Origin of the sequence: Roseovarius sp. THAF27, assembly GCF_009363655.1 — a bacterium.
Classification (GTDB): Bacteria; Pseudomonadota; Alphaproteobacteria; order Rhodobacterales; family Rhodobacteraceae; genus Roseovarius.
Genome location: NZ_CP045393.1, coordinates 3,234,742 through 3,248,858, shown reverse-complemented (window position 1 = coordinate 3,248,858; position 14,117 = coordinate 3,234,742). Strand labels below are relative to the sequence as shown.

Annotated in this window: 15 protein-coding genes; 5 read left to right on the top strand and 10 right to left on the bottom strand. The window is 66.0% G+C overall.

The window, feature by feature from the left end:
* Window positions 1-189: a 50S ribosomal protein L30 gene (gene rpmD / locus FIU89_RS16105; protein WP_152493544.1), complete on the top strand. Its 189-nt coding sequence runs from the start codon at window positions 1-3 to the stop codon at window positions 187-189.
* A 304-nt stretch (window positions 190-493) separates the two neighbouring features.
* Here rpmD and FIU89_RS16100 read toward each other — a convergent pair whose 3' ends face one another.
* Window positions 494-1,192, bottom strand: a complete 699-nt coding sequence (locus FIU89_RS16100; protein ID WP_254701707.1) for a VWA domain-containing protein — start codon at window positions 1,190-1,192, stop codon at window positions 494-496.
* A gap of 61 nt (window positions 1,193-1,253) precedes the next feature.
* Here FIU89_RS16100 and FIU89_RS16095 point away from each other — a divergent pair, with 61 nt between their 5' ends.
* On the top strand, window positions 1,254-1,637 hold the full coding sequence (locus FIU89_RS16095) for an ectoine synthase (protein ID WP_152493543.1): 384 nt from the start codon (window positions 1,254-1,256) through the stop codon (window positions 1,635-1,637).
* Between the two features lie 9 nt (window positions 1,638-1,646).
* On the opposite strand, the gene FIU89_RS16090 is transcribed toward FIU89_RS16095, so the two are convergent.
* From FIU89_RS16090 to FIU89_RS16055, 8 genes are all read right to left on the bottom strand, one after another.
* Window positions 1,647-2,240 (bottom strand): hypothetical protein, encoded by a 594-nt coding sequence (locus tag FIU89_RS16090; RefSeq protein ID WP_152493542.1) that lies wholly within the window; start codon window positions 2,238-2,240, stop codon window positions 1,647-1,649.
* 272 nt (window positions 2,241-2,512) lie between these two features.
* A complete protein-coding gene (locus FIU89_RS16085; RefSeq protein WP_152493541.1) occupies window positions 2,513-3,904 on the bottom strand; it encodes a M20 family metallopeptidase in 1,392 nt (463 codons plus the stop codon).
* A complete protein-coding gene (locus tag FIU89_RS16080) occupies window positions 3,901-5,466 on the bottom strand; it encodes a gamma-glutamyltransferase (protein ID WP_152493540.1) in 1,566 nt (521 codons plus the stop codon). The genes FIU89_RS16085 and FIU89_RS16080 overlap by 4 nt, the downstream gene beginning before the upstream one ends.
* A complete protein-coding gene (locus tag FIU89_RS16075) occupies window positions 5,463-6,446 on the bottom strand; it encodes an ABC transporter ATP-binding protein (RefSeq protein ID WP_152493539.1) in 984 nt (327 codons plus the stop codon). Before FIU89_RS16075 ends, FIU89_RS16080 begins: the two co-directional genes overlap by 4 nt.
* Entirely contained in the window at window positions 6,443-7,438 is a 996-nt protein-coding gene (locus FIU89_RS16070) for an ABC transporter ATP-binding protein (RefSeq protein WP_152493538.1), read from the bottom strand. Before FIU89_RS16070 ends, FIU89_RS16075 begins: the two co-directional genes overlap by 4 nt.
* A 4-nt stretch (window positions 7,439-7,442) precedes the next feature.
* Entirely contained in the window at window positions 7,443-8,339 is an 897-nt protein-coding gene (locus tag FIU89_RS16065; protein ID WP_152493537.1) for an ABC transporter permease, read from the bottom strand.
* 1 nt (window position 8,340) lies between these two features.
* On the bottom strand, window positions 8,341-9,258 hold the full coding sequence (locus tag FIU89_RS16060; RefSeq protein WP_152493536.1) for an ABC transporter permease: 918 nt from the start codon (window positions 9,256-9,258) through the stop codon (window positions 8,341-8,343).
* Window positions 9,259-9,367: 109 nt separating this feature from the next.
* Window positions 9,368-10,882, bottom strand: a complete 1,515-nt coding sequence (locus FIU89_RS16055; protein WP_152493535.1) for an ABC transporter substrate-binding protein — start codon at window positions 10,880-10,882, stop codon at window positions 9,368-9,370.
* A 143-nt stretch (window positions 10,883-11,025) separates the two neighbouring features.
* Here FIU89_RS16055 and FIU89_RS16050 point away from each other — a divergent pair, with 143 nt between their 5' ends.
* Both FIU89_RS16050 and FIU89_RS16045 read left to right on the top strand, forming a co-directional pair.
* Window positions 11,026-11,787, top strand: coding sequence for an IclR family transcriptional regulator (locus tag FIU89_RS16050; RefSeq protein WP_152493534.1), 762 nt, complete (start codon window positions 11,026-11,028; stop codon window positions 11,785-11,787).
* Between the two features lie 178 nt (window positions 11,788-11,965).
* Window positions 11,966-13,009 carry a Hint domain-containing protein gene (locus FIU89_RS16045; protein WP_152493533.1) on the top strand — a complete coding sequence of 348 codons (1,044 nt, stop codon included), beginning with the start codon at window positions 11,966-11,968 and terminating at the stop codon, window positions 13,007-13,009.
* 117 nt (window positions 13,010-13,126) lie between these two features.
* On the opposite strand, the gene FIU89_RS16040 is transcribed toward FIU89_RS16045, so the two are convergent.
* Window positions 13,127-13,318: a hypothetical protein gene (locus tag FIU89_RS16040; RefSeq protein WP_254701706.1), complete on the bottom strand. Its 192-nt coding sequence runs from the start codon at window positions 13,316-13,318 to the stop codon at window positions 13,127-13,129.
* Between the two features lie 289 nt (window positions 13,319-13,607).
* On the opposite strand from FIU89_RS16040, the gene FIU89_RS16035 reads away from it, so the two are divergent.
* The gene (locus tag FIU89_RS16035; RefSeq protein ID WP_172978141.1) at window positions 13,608-14,030 is read left to right on the top strand and encodes a response regulator; all 423 of its coding nucleotides are present in this window, start codon (window positions 13,608-13,610) and stop codon (window positions 14,028-14,030) included.
* The last annotated feature ends 87 nt before the right edge of the window (window positions 14,031-14,117 follow it).

Sequence of the window (14,117 nt, the reverse complement as noted above, 5' to 3'; positions counted from 1 at the left end):
ATGGCAAAGACCATCGTCGTCAAGCAGGTGGGAAGCCCCATCCGCCGCCCAGAGATCCAGCGCAAGACGCTGATCGGGCTGGGCCTGAACAAGATGCACAAGACCCGCGAGCTGGAAGACACGCCGTCGGTCCGTGGCATGATCAACAAGATCCCGCACCTCGTGGAGATCGTTGAAGAGAAGGGGTGAGGCCCTGGGTGGGTTTTCACCCACCCTACGAGCCCGGTGGGGTGAAACCCCACCCTACGGAATTGGCACCCCGGTCAGAGATGGCCGGGGTGTTTTCGTTTTGGCGCTGTTAACCTTTGTTGAGCAAAGGTTAACGGGTGTCGTTTTTTGCGCCTTGCTGCGCGGAACCGTTTTCTTGAAAAGAAAACGGAGCGGAAACTTTTGAAGTTTCCGAAAGCGCGGTCAGGGGGGCGGACCCGACTACGCTTTTCCGGGAGATGGAAACACCAGCGGGTTTGCGGAACTGTTAACGCTGCGGTCCGTGCTAGCCGATCAGCGCACAGCCCAGCGTCTGGCGCAGCGCCTCGGTCAACTCGTCCACCGTGTCGGTCGCCACGTACATGCCGCCTGTCTGGTCCGAGATGCAACGGGCGATGGAGGAGCCGTCGGTATAGATCCCGGCCTCGGGGCTGTCCCAAGCGAAAGGGTCGGCCACCACGCGGAAGCCGATCACATGGACCGTGAGATTGGCGGAGGTGGCGGCGAGGTCGGCCCCCAAAGCACAGGGACGGCCGCCGCAGGTCTCGTTGCCGTCGGTGACCAGCACGATGATGCCCGGTGTGGTGGTGTGGTTCAGCACGCGGGCGGCCTCGGCCACGGCCTCTGTCAGGGGGGTGAGGCCGATCGGGTCCATCAGGTCGATGGCTTCGATGATGGGTTGGGCGGCGTCCGCGACGGGGGGAAACTTGAGGTTGATGCCGTCGCAGGAGCCTTCGGGGCCGGGGCCGTAGGTCAAGAGGCCCACGCGACGCACCGGCGCGATATCCGGCAGGGCGCGGCGCAGGGCGGTGCGGGCGTCCTCGATCCGGGTGGGGGCGGTCTGGTCGAAGCCGAGCTCGGCCATGGAGGCCGAGCCGTCGAAAACCAGCATCGCGTCGCGGCTGCACTCCTGCGCCACGGCACGCGGCGCCACCGGCAGCGCAGAGGCCAGTACGGTTAACGTTGTCAGCAGGGCGCGTTTCATATTCAGATGAGATATCGCGGCGGGTTCGAAATCAAGCCTGACCCTTTTGAGGAGACAAAGGATGTTCGTTAAAACGTTGGAAGACGTGATTGGTACAGAGGACCACGCCAAGGGCGAGACCTTTGAAAGCAGGCGGCTTTTGCTGGCCCGCGACGACCTGGGTTATTCGTTTCACGACACGATCGTGAAGGCCGGGACGGTGCAACTCCTGGAATACAAGGAGCACATCGAGGTCAATTACTGCATCGAGGGCAAAGGCGAGGTGGAGAACGAGACCACGGGCGAGATCTGGCCGCTGGAGCCTGGCGTGATGTACGTGCTGGACCAGAACGATCCGCATATCGTGCGGGCGGAGACGAATCTGCGGTTCATCTGCATCTTCACGCCTGCGCTGACGGGGCGCGAGGATCAGAACAAGGCCGAGACGGCGCCCGACCCGGAGTGACCGATGACGTCAGTCACAGAGGCGCGTATAGCTTTCGCGGGCGTAGTCGTAGCGCGGAGCGATGTCGTAGGGCGAGGTGTAACCGTCTGATTTGTCACGCGGTTCGCAGGTGTCGTCGCCCAGGGGGCAATTCGGTGTGATCTCGGTGCGGGACACCTGGCAGTAGACCTGTTCGCGCACCTGTGGCGCAAGGGCGGTGTCCTGGCCCAGGTTCATGTCCGTCAGGTCGACGAGGTGCCCCGCCTTACGCCCGATACCACGGGTCTCGAAGGTGAGCGGCTTCGTCAGGCGCAAGCTCCGCTGGTCGGCGAACCGCTCTTCTTCGCTGTCCCAGGCGGTGCCGTAATCGAAGCGGAGCCGGAAGGTACCGGGGGGCACGAGCACGCGAAAGAACGTGCCGCCGCGGATGTAGGCGGCAAGGGCCGGTTCATCGGTCTCCGTGTTTGTGAGGGTGACGACAAAATCCGCGCCGGACGCGGTTTTCACTTGCAGGGGAAAGACCAGGGGCAGGCCCGTGCGGTTCCACATCAGGCCCGGGTCGGGACGGTCGGAGGCCAGTGCGGCCAGGGGCAACAGGGCCAGAAGGGCGAGAACGAGACGCATGGGGGTAATGTAGTCCCGGCCGGCGCGCAGGGCAAAGGCAAGCCGCGCGCCAAGGGTTAAAGAGGCCGCGACTCGCCAAAACGGCACGTCGGTCTCGCGTCGGTATCCGGGCGGTATCGCGACGGTGCGACTTTCGCGGAATGCGGGCGTTAAGGCATCGTGCGCCGGCGCGCCCGAGGGGTGAACGCGGCGTTAGGGCATCGTGCGCTGGTCCGCCGGAGGGGTGAACGCGGCGTTGACGCATCGTGCGCGCAACACCGCCCGCGCCCGCGTCACCGGCCCGGTGTCTGCTTTTCGCCGATGTCCCAGAACACGCCCGCCATCACCCGCAGCGCATCCTGGCAGACGGATTTCAGGACGTGTTCGTTGGGCGCGTGTTGCGAGCAGCCGCGATAGGAGTGCGGGACCCAGATCGTGGGCACCTCGAGGATATCGGTGAAGCTGTCGTTGGGCAGGGAACCGGCGAGGTTGGGCAGGACGTGCAGCTCGCCCGACGTCTCGCGGATCGACTGGCCGACGAATTGCGCCCAGGGGTGCGTGGGGTCCAGCCGGGTGGCGGCGAAAAAGCCACGGTCGTGAGGGCGGATCTGGACGCGGTCGAAGCCGTGCGCGTCGAGGTGGCGGCGCAGGGCGGGGACCACATCCTGAGGATCGGTGCCGACGACGAAACGCAGCTGGCAGGTGGCCCGCGCCCAGCCGGAGATCGCGTTGACCGGCGCGTCGGGCACGCCCGAGACCATGGCGAGGACGGCAAAGCTGTTCCAGCCGAAGACACGCTCGGCGGGGGTCAGGCTTTCCTCGCCCCAGTCGGGATCGACGTTGGGACCTTCGCCGCCTTGCACGGGCAGGTCGCGCAGGGCGTCTCGGACAGTATCTGTCAGGCTGTCAGGGCGCCATTCGGGCACCTTGATCTGGCCGCGCGCGTCGGTGATGCAGGCCAGCGCGTGGGCGAGGATCATTGCCGGGTCCGCCAGCAGGCCGCCCCAGTTGCCGGAATGGTGCGCGCCCTCGTGGGTTTCGACCACGAGGTCGAAGGTGGTGCCGCCGCGCGAGCCCATGAACATGGTGGGCACCTCGGGTTGCAGGCGCGGGCCGTCCGAAGCGATCAGAACGTCCGCCGTCAGCCGGTCCTTGTAGGTGCGGAAGATCTCGGGCAGGCCGACCGAGCCGACCTCCTCGCTCATCTCGATGACGATGCGGGTGTTGAAACCGAGGCGGCCGCGCGCCGCGAGGACGGATTCAAGCGCGGCGATGTTGATCAGGTGCTGGCTCTTGTTGTCGGCGGTGCCGCGCCCGTAAAGGCGGTCGCCTTTTTCGGTGATCTCCCAGGGCTGTAGGCCTTCGCGCCACATGCCCTCCTGGCCCAGCACGGTGTCGCCGTGGCCATAGGTCAGGACCGTGGGCAGGTCGTCACCCTCGACCCGTTCGCCCAGCAAAAGAGGCCCACCCTTGGGGTTGGGGTTGTCGACGATCTCGCAGTCAAAGCCCATCGCCTCCAGCCGGGGCAGCATCGCCTCGACAAGGTAGCGCTGCGCCTCGGCGCGGGCCTCGGGGGCGGGGTTCTGGCTTTCGCTGCGGAAGGCCACGAGGGTCGCCAGGTCGGACTGGAACGTGCCGGCGTCGAAATACTCGGTGGCGTTGGTGATGGCGGTGTCGCGGGTCATTCAGTGTCTTCCAGTACTGCGTCACCCCAGGGTGACATGATTTCGGTACATCCCGTGTTCACGGCATCATGGCGCATGACGCCGGCGGGACAGGCAAAGGCATAGGGCAGAACGGTGCGCCGGGTGGTCTGCACCGGCATCACCTGTTCGATGGCCGACAGAACCGAGGCGGGCAGCGTGTCGTCGGCGATGGCGGTGCCGCCGCCCGAGACGTCGATGCGGGGGGCGTGAAATGCGCCCTCGATATCCATGCCGCGGTCGGCGATGAACGAGGCCATCTGAGAAACCGCCGAGACGATCTTGCGCCCGCCCGAGGCGCCGAGCGCGAAATGGCGCGGGCCCTGGTGGCCGAGGATCGGGCAGACATTCATCAGGCAGGCCTTGTCCGGGGCCAGCGAGTTGGGTTTGCCCTGTTCGGGGTCGAACCACATGATGCCGTTGTTCATCAGAAGGCCGGTCGAGGGCGAGACCACGCGGCTGCCGAAGATCGACAGCAGGGTCTGGGTGTTGGCGACCATGTTGCCGGCGCGGTCGACGACCGAGAAATGCGTGGTGCAGCCGGGCGCCTCGGGCACTTCGCCGGTGTCGCCCATCTTGCCCAGACGCTCGGCATAGGCGCGGTCAAGGGCGCTTGCATAGGCCGGGAAGGCGCGCTCGGGGGTCGAAAGGTCCTGATCCGTGAGTTGCTCCATCACGCGGGCGAAAGTGGGACCGGCCGTTAGGCCGGGCATGACGTAAAAGAGCGCGTCGCGGTAGGGCACGCGTTGCGCCTCCCCCATCCAGGCGCGGTAGCCCGCAAGGTCGCCCGTGGCGAGGCTGCCGCCCTTGGCCTGAACGTCGCCCGCAAGGGCCCGGGCGATATCGCCGTCGTAGAAGCTGCGCGGGCCGCCGCGGGCCAGCGCCTCCAGCATGTCGGCCATGGCGGTCTGGTCGAGCCGGTTGTCGGGGATCGCGGTCCAGCCCGAGCCCTTGGGCCAGGTGCCGTCATCGAGAAAGAGCGCGGCGGCGTCGGGGTCGGCGGCGAGGTTGCGCGCGACGGACGCAATCACGAGCGCGGCGTACCAGTCGACCAGCATCCCCTCGCGGGCGTGGGCGATGGCGGGGGCCAGGAGATCGGCCCAGGGCAAGCGGCCCCATCTTTCATGGGCCTGGCCGATGCCGTCCACGACGCCGGGCACGGCGATGGCTTTGGGGCCTTCGACATTGCGGTCCTCGACGACCCGTTCCCAGGGGAAAAGGTCGCCGGCCTTGCCTTCGCCGGACAGGGGATAGTCGGCCACATCGAGCGCCTTTGGAGAGCGCATCCCGAAATTGATCGCCACGGCCTCGCCGGTGTCGGCGCGCCAGTGGAGCGCCGCGCCGCCGCCGGCGGGGCCGCTCATCCACGGTTCCAGTACGCCGATGGCGAACGAAGTGGCCACGGCGGCATCGACCGCATCGCCGCCCGCGCGCAGGGCTTCGGCGCCCGCCTCGGCGGCAAGGCGGTGCTGGGCGGCGACCACGCCGCCGGGGGTTTCGATGACGTGCTTGGCGACCGTTTGCGTTCGGGACAATGCGCTCATGCGGCGCCCTTTTCATACATCGGGCTTTCGGGGTCGTGCAGGTGGCATTCGACCAGCCCCGACTCGGTTTGCAGGGGCCGGGGTGCCTGCGCCGCGCAATGCGGCGTGGCGTGCGGGCAGCGCGGGTGGAAGGCGCAGCCCGAGGGCGGATCGATGGGGTTGGGATAGGCGGTGCCGAGCGAGGTTTCGGGCACGCCCTGCGTCGGGTCGGGCGTCAGGACCGAGCTGAGCAGCGCCTGGGTGTAGGGGTGGCGGGGGCGCTCGAAGAGGTCGGCCACCGGAGCCTCTTCGACGATGCGGCCGAGATACATCACCGCAACGCGGGTGGCGAGGTGTTCGACCACCGCGAGATCATGCGAGATGAAGAGATAGGTCAGCCCGAAGTCACGGCGCAGATCGGCCAGCAGGTTGAGGATCTGGCTTTGCACCGACACGTCCAGCGCCGAAGTGGGCTCGTCACAGATGACGATCTCGGGCTTCATCACCAGCGCGCGGGCGATGGCCACGCGCTGACGCTGGCCGCCCGACATCTGGCTGGGATAGGTGTTGATGACGCGGGCGGGCAGGCCCACGATGTCGAGGATCTCCTCGACCGCCTTGCGCTGGCTGGCGGCGTCGCCGATGCGGTGCACCCGCAAGGGCAGCGAGATCAGGTCGTAGATCGACTTGCGCGGGTTGAGCGAGGAATAGGGATCCTGGAAGATCGGCTGAAGCCGTCCGGCCAACGCGCGCCGGTCAAGATCCTGCATGTTCTCGCCTTCGACCAGTACCTCGCCATCGGTCGGTTTTTCGAGACCGAGCAGCAGCTTGGCGAGGGTGGACTTGCCGCAGCCGGATTCGCCGACAAGGCCCAGCACCTCGCCCTTGCGGATCGAAAGCGTGACGTCGTTGACCGCCGAGAGCGGCTTGCGCTTGCCGAAAAGGCCCTGCTTGACGCTGTAGGTCTTCTTGACGTGATCGAGGGTGAGGATGTCGCTCATGCGGCGTCTCCTTCCTTGGAGAGAGCGCCATCGGCGTGGACGCAGCGAAAGTCGTGGTTGTCGGTGCCGCGCAGGGGGATGGCCTCGCGGCAGGCGGGCACGGCATGGGGACAGCGGGTGCGGAAGGCGCAGCCGGTGACGTCGCCCACCAGCGAGGGCACGATGCCGGGAATTGTGCCGAGCGCCGCGCCGCGTTCGGTCTTGCCCGGTTGCGGGATGCAGCGCAGCAGGCCGCGGGTATAGGGGTGGCTGGGCGTGGCGAAGACGGCCTCGGCCGGGCCGGTTTCGACCAGTTCGCCGGCATACATCACCGCCACCTTGTCGGCCACGCGCGCCACGACGCCAAGATCGTGGGTGATCAGGATCATCGCCATGTTCATCTCGCGCGTGAGATCCACCAGAAGGCGCAGTATCTGGGCCTGGATGGTCACGTCGAGCGCGGTGGTGGGTTCGTCCGCGATCAGCAGGTCGGGCTCGCACATCAGGGCCATCGCGATCATCACGCGTTGCCGCAACCCGCCCGACAACTGGTGCGGATATTGCGACAGGCGGCTTTCGGCGGCGGTGATGCCGACCTTTTCCAAAAGCTCCACGGCACGGGCGCGGGCCTTGGCCTTGCTGACATCGCGGTGCAGCAGCAGGGTTTCCATAAGCTGGTCACCGATGGTGTAGGCCGGGTTGAGCGAGGTCATCGGCTCCTGGAAGATCATGGCGATGCGGTTTCCGCGCAGGTCGCGCATGACCCGATTGCCGGCCTTCAGGAGGTCGATGTCGTCATAGCGGATCTCGTCCGCCGAGCGTTTGATCGACTTGCCCAGAAGGCCCATCACCGCGAGCGAGGTCAGCGACTTGCCCGAGCCGCTTTCGCCGACGATCGACAGCGTCTCGCCGCGCTTCATCTCGAAGTCGATGCCGCGCACCGCGTGCAGCGTGCCGCTGCCGGTGGGGATGTCGAGCGTGAGGTTCTTTACGGAAAGGAGTGTGTCGGTCATGTCGTCAGCTCCGTCCTTCGGGGGCGGTGACGTCGCGCAGGCCGTCGCCCATCAGGTTGATCGCCAGCACGAGCGCAAAGAGCACGGCGCCGGGGATCAGCACCAGCCACGGCTCGAACAGCATCATGTTCTTGCCCTCGGACACCATCAGGCCCCAGGACGGGATCGGCGGCTGGACGCCCAGGCCGAGGAAGCTGAGCGCGGCTTCCAGCAGGATGGCGTGGGCCATTTCCAGCGTCACGATGACGATAAGGTTGTTGAACACGTTGGGCATGATCTCGGTCAGGACGATGCGCGGGGTCGAGGCGCCGATCACCTGTGCGGCGGCCACGTAATCGCGCCGGCTGATCTGCAGCGTCGAGGCGCGCATGACCACCGCGAAACGGTCCCACAGCAGGAGGCCCAGCACGCAGATCACCACGGTGAGCGAGCCGCCCAGGATGGCCACCACCGCCAGCGCCACCAGCACGACCGGCATGGCGAGGCGCACGTTGATGAGGAAGGTCACGACGGTGTCGACCTTGCCGCCGAAATAGCCGGCGGCGACGCCCATCGCGGTGCCGATGAAGCCCGAGATAAGCGCCGCGACCGCGCCGATCAGCAGCGACACGCGGGCGCCGTAGATCAGCCGCGACAGGTAGTCCCGGCCCAGGTGGTCGGTGCCCAGGGGATGTTCCCACGTGCCGCCCATGAAGACCGGGGGGACCATGCGTTTCATCAGGCTTTGGGCGTAGGGATCGTGCGGGGCCAGCAGCGGCGCGAAGATCGCCACCAGTACCAGCAGGCCCACGACGACCATGCCGAAGATCAGCCCCCGGTGGGACAGGGCGCGGGCCTTGAGCATCTGGCGGGGGGAGGGCCCCTGGATTTCGCGCGAGAGTGGATCGGTCGTATCGGTCACGTCAGGCACTCCGCATTCTGGGGTCCAGCCAGGCGTTCAGGACGTCGGCGAGGAAGGTGAAGACGATGTAGAACATCGAGAAGACGAGGATCAGCGCCTGCACGGTGGGCAGGTCGTTTCGGGCGATGCTTTCCCACGCGAGATAGCCCGCGCCGTGCAGCGCGAAGACGCTTTCGACCACGATGGAGCCGCCCAGCATGAAGCCCATCTGCACGGCGGCGAGGCTGACCACGGGGATGATGGCGTTGCGCAGCGCGTGCTTGAAGAGCACGCGGGATTCGCCCGCGCCCTTGGCCCGCGCGGTGCGGATATAGTCGGAGTTCAGCACGTCGAGCATCCCGGCGCGCGTCAGGCGCATGATGGCGGGCATGGCGTAATAGCCCAGCACGATGGTGGGCATGATGAAGTGCCGCCAGCTGTCGGCGCCCGAGGGCGGCAGCATACCCAGCTGGATCGCGAAGATCACGATCAGGATCAGGCCGAACCAGAAGGACGGCATCGCCTGGCCCGCGACCGACAGGAAGAGCGCCACGCGGTCGATGATCGAGTTGGGGCGGATCGCCGCGACCACGCCCAGCGGCACGGCGGTGATTAGGGCAAAGAGGATGCCGCAGACGCCCAGGGTCATGGTGACCTGGAGGCGCTCGGCAATCAGGCTGGCGACGGGCAGCTTGAAGTAATAGCTTTCGCCGAAATCCCCCTGAAGCGCCGAGAACAGCCAGTCGCCGTATTGCACCAGCATCGGGCGGTCGAAGCCGTAGAGGCGGCGCAGCGCCTCGACGTCCTCGCCGCTGGCGGTTTCCCCGGCCAGCGCCGCGGCGGGATCGCCGGACAGAAACAGCAGCGAGAAGCTGATGAAGCTGACCGTGACAGCGACCAGCACCGCCAGTCCGAGACGTTTCAGTATGAATGTGAGCATGGCGGACCTTTTGCGTGACGCGCCGGATGCGCGTTGCGGGGAAAGGGAAAGCTTGGCTTGAAGGTCGGGCGGGCGAGGGGCCGGGGCCGGCCCCTCGCCTTGGGCTGTATCAGTTCCAGCTCATGTCGACGAAGCGCAGCACCTCGTCGGGCGTGGGCGTGTAGGCGACTTCATTTTTAAACACGTAGTTGGTGTTGTAGGTGAACATCGGCGCCCAGTAGGCCTCTTCGGTGATGCGCTGCAGGGCCTTCGTGTAGTACTCCACCCGCTCGTCCGGGTCGGTCGAGCTGTCGGCGATGTCCAGCCATTCGAGTACCTGGTCGTCGCGCGTGCTGTCGAGCGAGCCGTGCTTGAAGAACTGGCTGACCATGGCCGAGGCGTCGTTGATCGAGTAGCTGCCCCAGGTCTGGAACGAGATCGGCACCTCGCCCTTCATGTTGAGTTCGCGCAGGGCGGAATATTGCAGCATGTTGAAGTTGGTCTGGATGCCAACGGCGTTCAGGTACGAGGTGATCGCCTCGGCGTACTGACGGTCGCGATAGGCGTAGAAATCGACGGTGAAGCCATCGGGATATCCCGCCTCTGCCAGCAGTTCCTCGGCCTTTTCGGGGTCGTACTCGTACTCGGTCACGTCTTGGTTGCAGCCGAACTGGCTGGGGAAGCAGGGGGTGTAGACCACCTTGGACGCGCCTTGCAGCAACGCATCGACCAGTTCCTGGCGGTTGATGGCGTAGTTGACGGCCTCGCGCACCAGCTTGTTGGTGAACGGGTTTTCGCCCGAGCGGCCGGCGGCATCCATCTGCAGGTAGCCCACGCGCATGGTGGATTCATTGGCGACGGTGAACTGGTCCATCGTGGCCAGCTTGTTGGCCTGGTCGGCGGGCACCTGCCAGATCAGGTCGAGCGAACCGGAGAAAAGCTCGGCCATCTGGGTGTTCACGTCCGGAATGGTGCGGATGTCGATCTTTTCGATCTCGGGCTGACCCTTGGGGCTGTCGTGGTAGTTCTCGTTGGCCTCGAGCACGAAATGCTGGCCAGGCGTGACCTCGACCGCCTTGTAGGGGCCGGTGCCGACGGGCTTGAGCCCCATGCCGGAGGGGCCGGCCTCGGCGTAATATTCATCGGGGTACATCGAGACCGGGCCGGACAGAAACTCGATCGCCGCCGGGAACTTGTCCTTGAGGTTGATGCGGACGGTGTACTCGTCGATCTTCTCGGCCGATTCCATCCAGTTGACGTTGCGCTGGGTCTTCACGCCGCTTTCTTCCTTGGCGACGAAGTTGACCGTGTAGACCACGTCATCGGCGTTGAACGCCTCGCCGTTGTGGAAGGTGACGCCCTCGCGCAGCTTGAATTCCAGCGTGGTGTCGTCGATCCACTCCCAGTCGGTGGCGAGGTTGCCGACATATTCGTTGGTTTCGGGGTCGCGGTAGATCAGCCCGTCCCAGATGGCGCGTTGCAGCACGACACCCTCGCGCGACGAGTTGAAGTAGCTGTCGACGTTCTCCAGCTCCTTGGTGAAGGCGACGTTGAGCGTGCCCGAGGCCTTGTCGGCGAGGGCAGGCATGGCCACGCCGGCCGCCAGGACCGAGGCGAGGAGGGTGGTTGTGGTTTTTCCGAGCATGGGGACTCCCTGTTGCGTTATGGCAGTTATCATTATTTGATATTGCCGATTGTTATTTGATGAGTATAGCAATGGTGTGCGGGTTGACGTCAAGAGCCGGGTGTATCCGGCCAGGCAGGTACAGCCGCAGCGGGAGGAAAAGCATGGAAAAGAAGCGGGATAGCCTTTACGCCAGCACGCTGGCACGGGGGCTGCAGATCCTGCGGGCGTTCGACGAATCACACGTCGCGCTGTCGCTCACGGACCTGGTGGTGCGCACCGGCCTGGAGAAGAGCGCGGTGCAGCGGATGGCGCACACGCTGCACGTGGAGGGGATGCTGGAGCGCGACCCGAAATCGCGCCTGTACCGCCCGAGCCACGCGTGGCTGGAGCTGGCCTATGCCTATTACTGGTCCGACCCGGTGATCGCCCGTGCCCTGCCCAAGCTGATCGAGTTCAGCCGCGCGAGGGGCGAGACGGTGAACCTGGCGCAGATCTCGGGGGATCACATCATCTATTCGCTGCGGCTGCCCAACCAGCGGACGCATTTCGCCGCCAGTATCGTGGGGCGGCGGCTGCCGGCGCTGAACACCGCCTCGGGGCGGGTGATGCTGGCCACGAGGAGCGACGCCGAGATCGAGGCGGCCTGTGCCACCTGGCCGCTGGCGCAGGGCACGGAAAAGACCGTAATGGACCGTGCCGAGATCGCCCGCAGCATCAAGGCGGCGCGGACGGACGGGTACTGCATCACGCGCGACCAGATGCTGTTGAACGAAATCAGCCTGGCCGCCCCGGTGCGGGGCAACGAGGGCCATGCCCATGCGGCGGTGCAGGTGTCGATCTCTGGCATCACGTTCGACGAAAGGCAGGTGCTGGAGCAGTTCCTGCCGCATGTCCTGGACACGGCGGCGGGCATACTGGGCTGAGCCTGGCGCGGACGCGCCCGGCGCCCTGCGCCCGCCGCTCTTCGCCCTGTGCGGCCGGACCGGGCCGGATTAAGCCTTCCTTCACCGCAGCACGTTAAGACGTGGACGGTGCAGCACCGGGCCGGCCAGCGATGCGCCGCTTGCCCGCGCGCGTTGCGAACGCGGAGAAATTCGGGCGATGGCGACGATCCATGACCTGATCGAGGTCACCAGTATCAGTGCGAACACGACCTATTCGACCGCGGATGGGACGCTTCTTGGCGTGGTGGACGGCGCCAGCGGGACGGACCTGAACGACGGGGAGTTCGATGAGGGCGACCTGATCGCCATCGGTGGGACGACCTATACCATCGACTTGATCCAGGAGCCGTCGTCCTCGGGCAGTTTCCTGTGCGGCGACGGCAGCACGAGCGCCTTCGGCCCGCAGCACGAAGACAACCTCGACGTGATGTTCCTGACCGTGTCGAGCGGGGGCATGACGCGGTATTTCCTCCTGCCCAACGACAGTTATGGCGATCTGAATGTCCAGTCGGTGACGACCGGCGGGATCACCGATGTGGGCGGCAGCGACGCGGCGGTGATCGGCACCACAAACGACGCCGTGAACGTCGTCTGCTTTGCAGCGGGCACGCGGATCGCGGCGGTGTCGCCGGAGGCGGAGATTGCCGTGGAGGCGCTGGCGGCGGGAGACCTGGTGCTGACCGCCGACCACGGACCGCAGCCGGTGCGGGCCATCGAGCGTCACGCGCTGAGCGCCGCGACGCTGGCGCGCAACCCGCATGTGCGCCCGATCCGCATCGCGACGGGGGCGCTGGGGCCGGGGCTGCCGGTGGAGGACCTGCTGGTGTCGCCGCAGCATCGCATCCTCGTCCGCTCGAAAATCGCGCACCGCATGTTCGGCCAGACCGAGGTGCTGTTGCCGGCCAAGCTCCTGCTGGGCGTCGCGGGGGTCACCGTGGACATGCGCGAGGGAGGAGTCGAGTATTACCATGTGGTGATGGACCGGCACGAGGTGCTGCGGGCCAACGGGATCGGCGCCGAGAGCCTGTATCGCGGGCAGGAAGCGATGAAGGCGCTGAAGACTGCGCAAAGCGCCGGTCTGGCCATGCCCGGTGCCGGTCCGATCGCCGGGCAGGACGTTCCGGCGCGGCTGTTCGTGAAGGGCGGGCGCGGGCGGCGGCTGGTGGATCGGCATGTGAAGAACCACCGCGCGTTCGGCTGAAGGAGGCGGTGGCGTGCTTGTCACCCGGCGCACGGTGGGGTTTCACCCGACGGGCGGTGGGGCTTAACGCGACGGGCGGTGGGTTTTCACCCGACGGGCGGTGGGTTTTCACCCACCCTACGGGGACTTGTCGGGTTTCGAGGCAATGACGCCAAAATCGCGCGACGAGGAGCCGTCGCCGGCGATGGAAAAGTAGCCTTCGGCCGCAAGTCCGCGCTTCAGCAGTTCGCGCACGGTGGCGGCGCGGCTGGGCATGTGGGACTTGAAACGCCAGTCGTCCAGCGCCTTTAGCTCCTCTTCGGAGATCATGACTTGCAGTCTTTCCAGTCGTTTAGAGCCGGAATCGGGCATGAGGTGCTCCACCACGGGATGTCAGGCCGAAGACCATTCGGAAGATGCACTGATACCAGATTGCGCACCTTGGATTCAACAGCTTACTCATAATGAGTGTGTTGAGTGGCGTGAGCATTATAGGGCAGTGAAATCGTTATGATATATTGAGCTGGTCCTTATATGATGACGTATGACAACGCGATCCTACACACAGACCTTTCGACCTGATCCCGACCTTTCGAACGCGGCCGGCGAGTTGGGGGGTATGACCGACCCCGCACCGGCCAGCGCGCGCGACCTCGCGAAAGCGCCCGGATCGGCGTGGCGCGTCCTGGTGGTCGAGGACGACGTTCTGATCCGCACCGATATCGAGGGGACGCTCGATGATGGCGGCTTTGCCGTGGTGGGCGCGCCCACCGATCTGAAATCGGCCATGACCTTTGTCGAGACGCGGTCGCGGCTGATCGACTGCGCGTTGATCGACGTCGATCTGGGCGGGCACAGCTGTCGCCCGCTGGTGGCGGCGATGGAGAAGCTGCGCATTCCCTACCTGCTGGTGACCGCGCATAGCGAGGATACGGTGCGCGACATGGGCTATACCGGGCCGGTCGTGGAAAAACCGTTCACCGCGCGCGAGCTTTCGGCCTGCCTGTCGAACCTCGTGTCGCGCAAGCCGCAAGAGGCCTGACAGGCGCGGGGCGGGCAGGACGACCAAGCCCCCTTGATCGACCGGCGCAACGGGTCTATACGCCCCCGGTGGTCAGACATGACCCGA

What these genes read in the sequence shown, in the direction of transcription:
- FIU89_RS16085 (WP_152493541.1), bottom strand. Translation starts at nt 3,904, where the DNA reads ATGACCCGCGACACCGCCATCACCAACGCCACCGAGTATTTCGACGCC.
- FIU89_RS16050 (WP_152493534.1), top strand. Translation starts at nt 11,026, where the DNA reads ATGGAAAAGAAGCGGGATAGCCTTTACGCCAGCACGCTGGCACGGGGG.
- FIU89_RS16035 (WP_172978141.1), top strand. Translation starts at nt 13,608, where the DNA reads ATGACCGACCCCGCACCGGCCAGCGCGCGCGACCTCGCGAAAGCGCCC.
- FIU89_RS16055 (WP_152493535.1), bottom strand. Translation starts at nt 10,882, where the DNA reads ATGCTCGGAAAAACCACAACCACCCTCCTCGCCTCGGTCCTGGCGGCC.
- FIU89_RS16045 (WP_152493533.1), top strand. Translation starts at nt 11,966, where the DNA reads ATGGCGACGATCCATGACCTGATCGAGGTCACCAGTATCAGTGCGAAC.
- FIU89_RS16090 (WP_152493542.1), bottom strand. Translation starts at nt 2,240, where the DNA reads ATGCGTCTCGTTCTCGCCCTTCTGGCCCTGTTGCCCCTGGCCGCACTG.
- FIU89_RS16095 (WP_152493543.1), top strand. Translation starts at nt 1,254, where the DNA reads ATGTTCGTTAAAACGTTGGAAGACGTGATTGGTACAGAGGACCACGCC.
- FIU89_RS16060 (WP_152493536.1), bottom strand. Translation starts at nt 9,258, where the DNA reads ATGCTCACATTCATACTGAAACGTCTCGGACTGGCGGTGCTGGTCGCT.
- FIU89_RS16070 (WP_152493538.1), bottom strand. Translation starts at nt 7,438, where the DNA reads ATGACCGACACACTCCTTTCCGTAAAGAACCTCACGCTCGACATCCCC.
- FIU89_RS16100 (WP_254701707.1), bottom strand. Translation starts at nt 1,192, where the DNA reads ATGAAACGCGCCCTGCTGACAACGTTAACCGTACTGGCCTCTGCGCTG.
- FIU89_RS16075 (WP_152493539.1), bottom strand. Translation starts at nt 6,446, where the DNA reads ATGAGCGACATCCTCACCCTCGATCACGTCAAGAAGACCTACAGCGTC.
- FIU89_RS16040 (WP_254701706.1), bottom strand. Translation starts at nt 13,318, where the DNA reads ATGATCTCCGAAGAGGAGCTAAAGGCGCTGGACGACTGGCGTTTCAAG.
- FIU89_RS16080 (WP_152493540.1), bottom strand. Translation starts at nt 5,466, where the DNA reads ATGAGCGCATTGTCCCGAACGCAAACGGTCGCCAAGCACGTCATCGAA.
- rpmD (WP_152493544.1), top strand. Translation starts at nt 1, where the DNA reads ATGGCAAAGACCATCGTCGTCAAGCAGGTGGGAAGCCCCATCCGCCGC.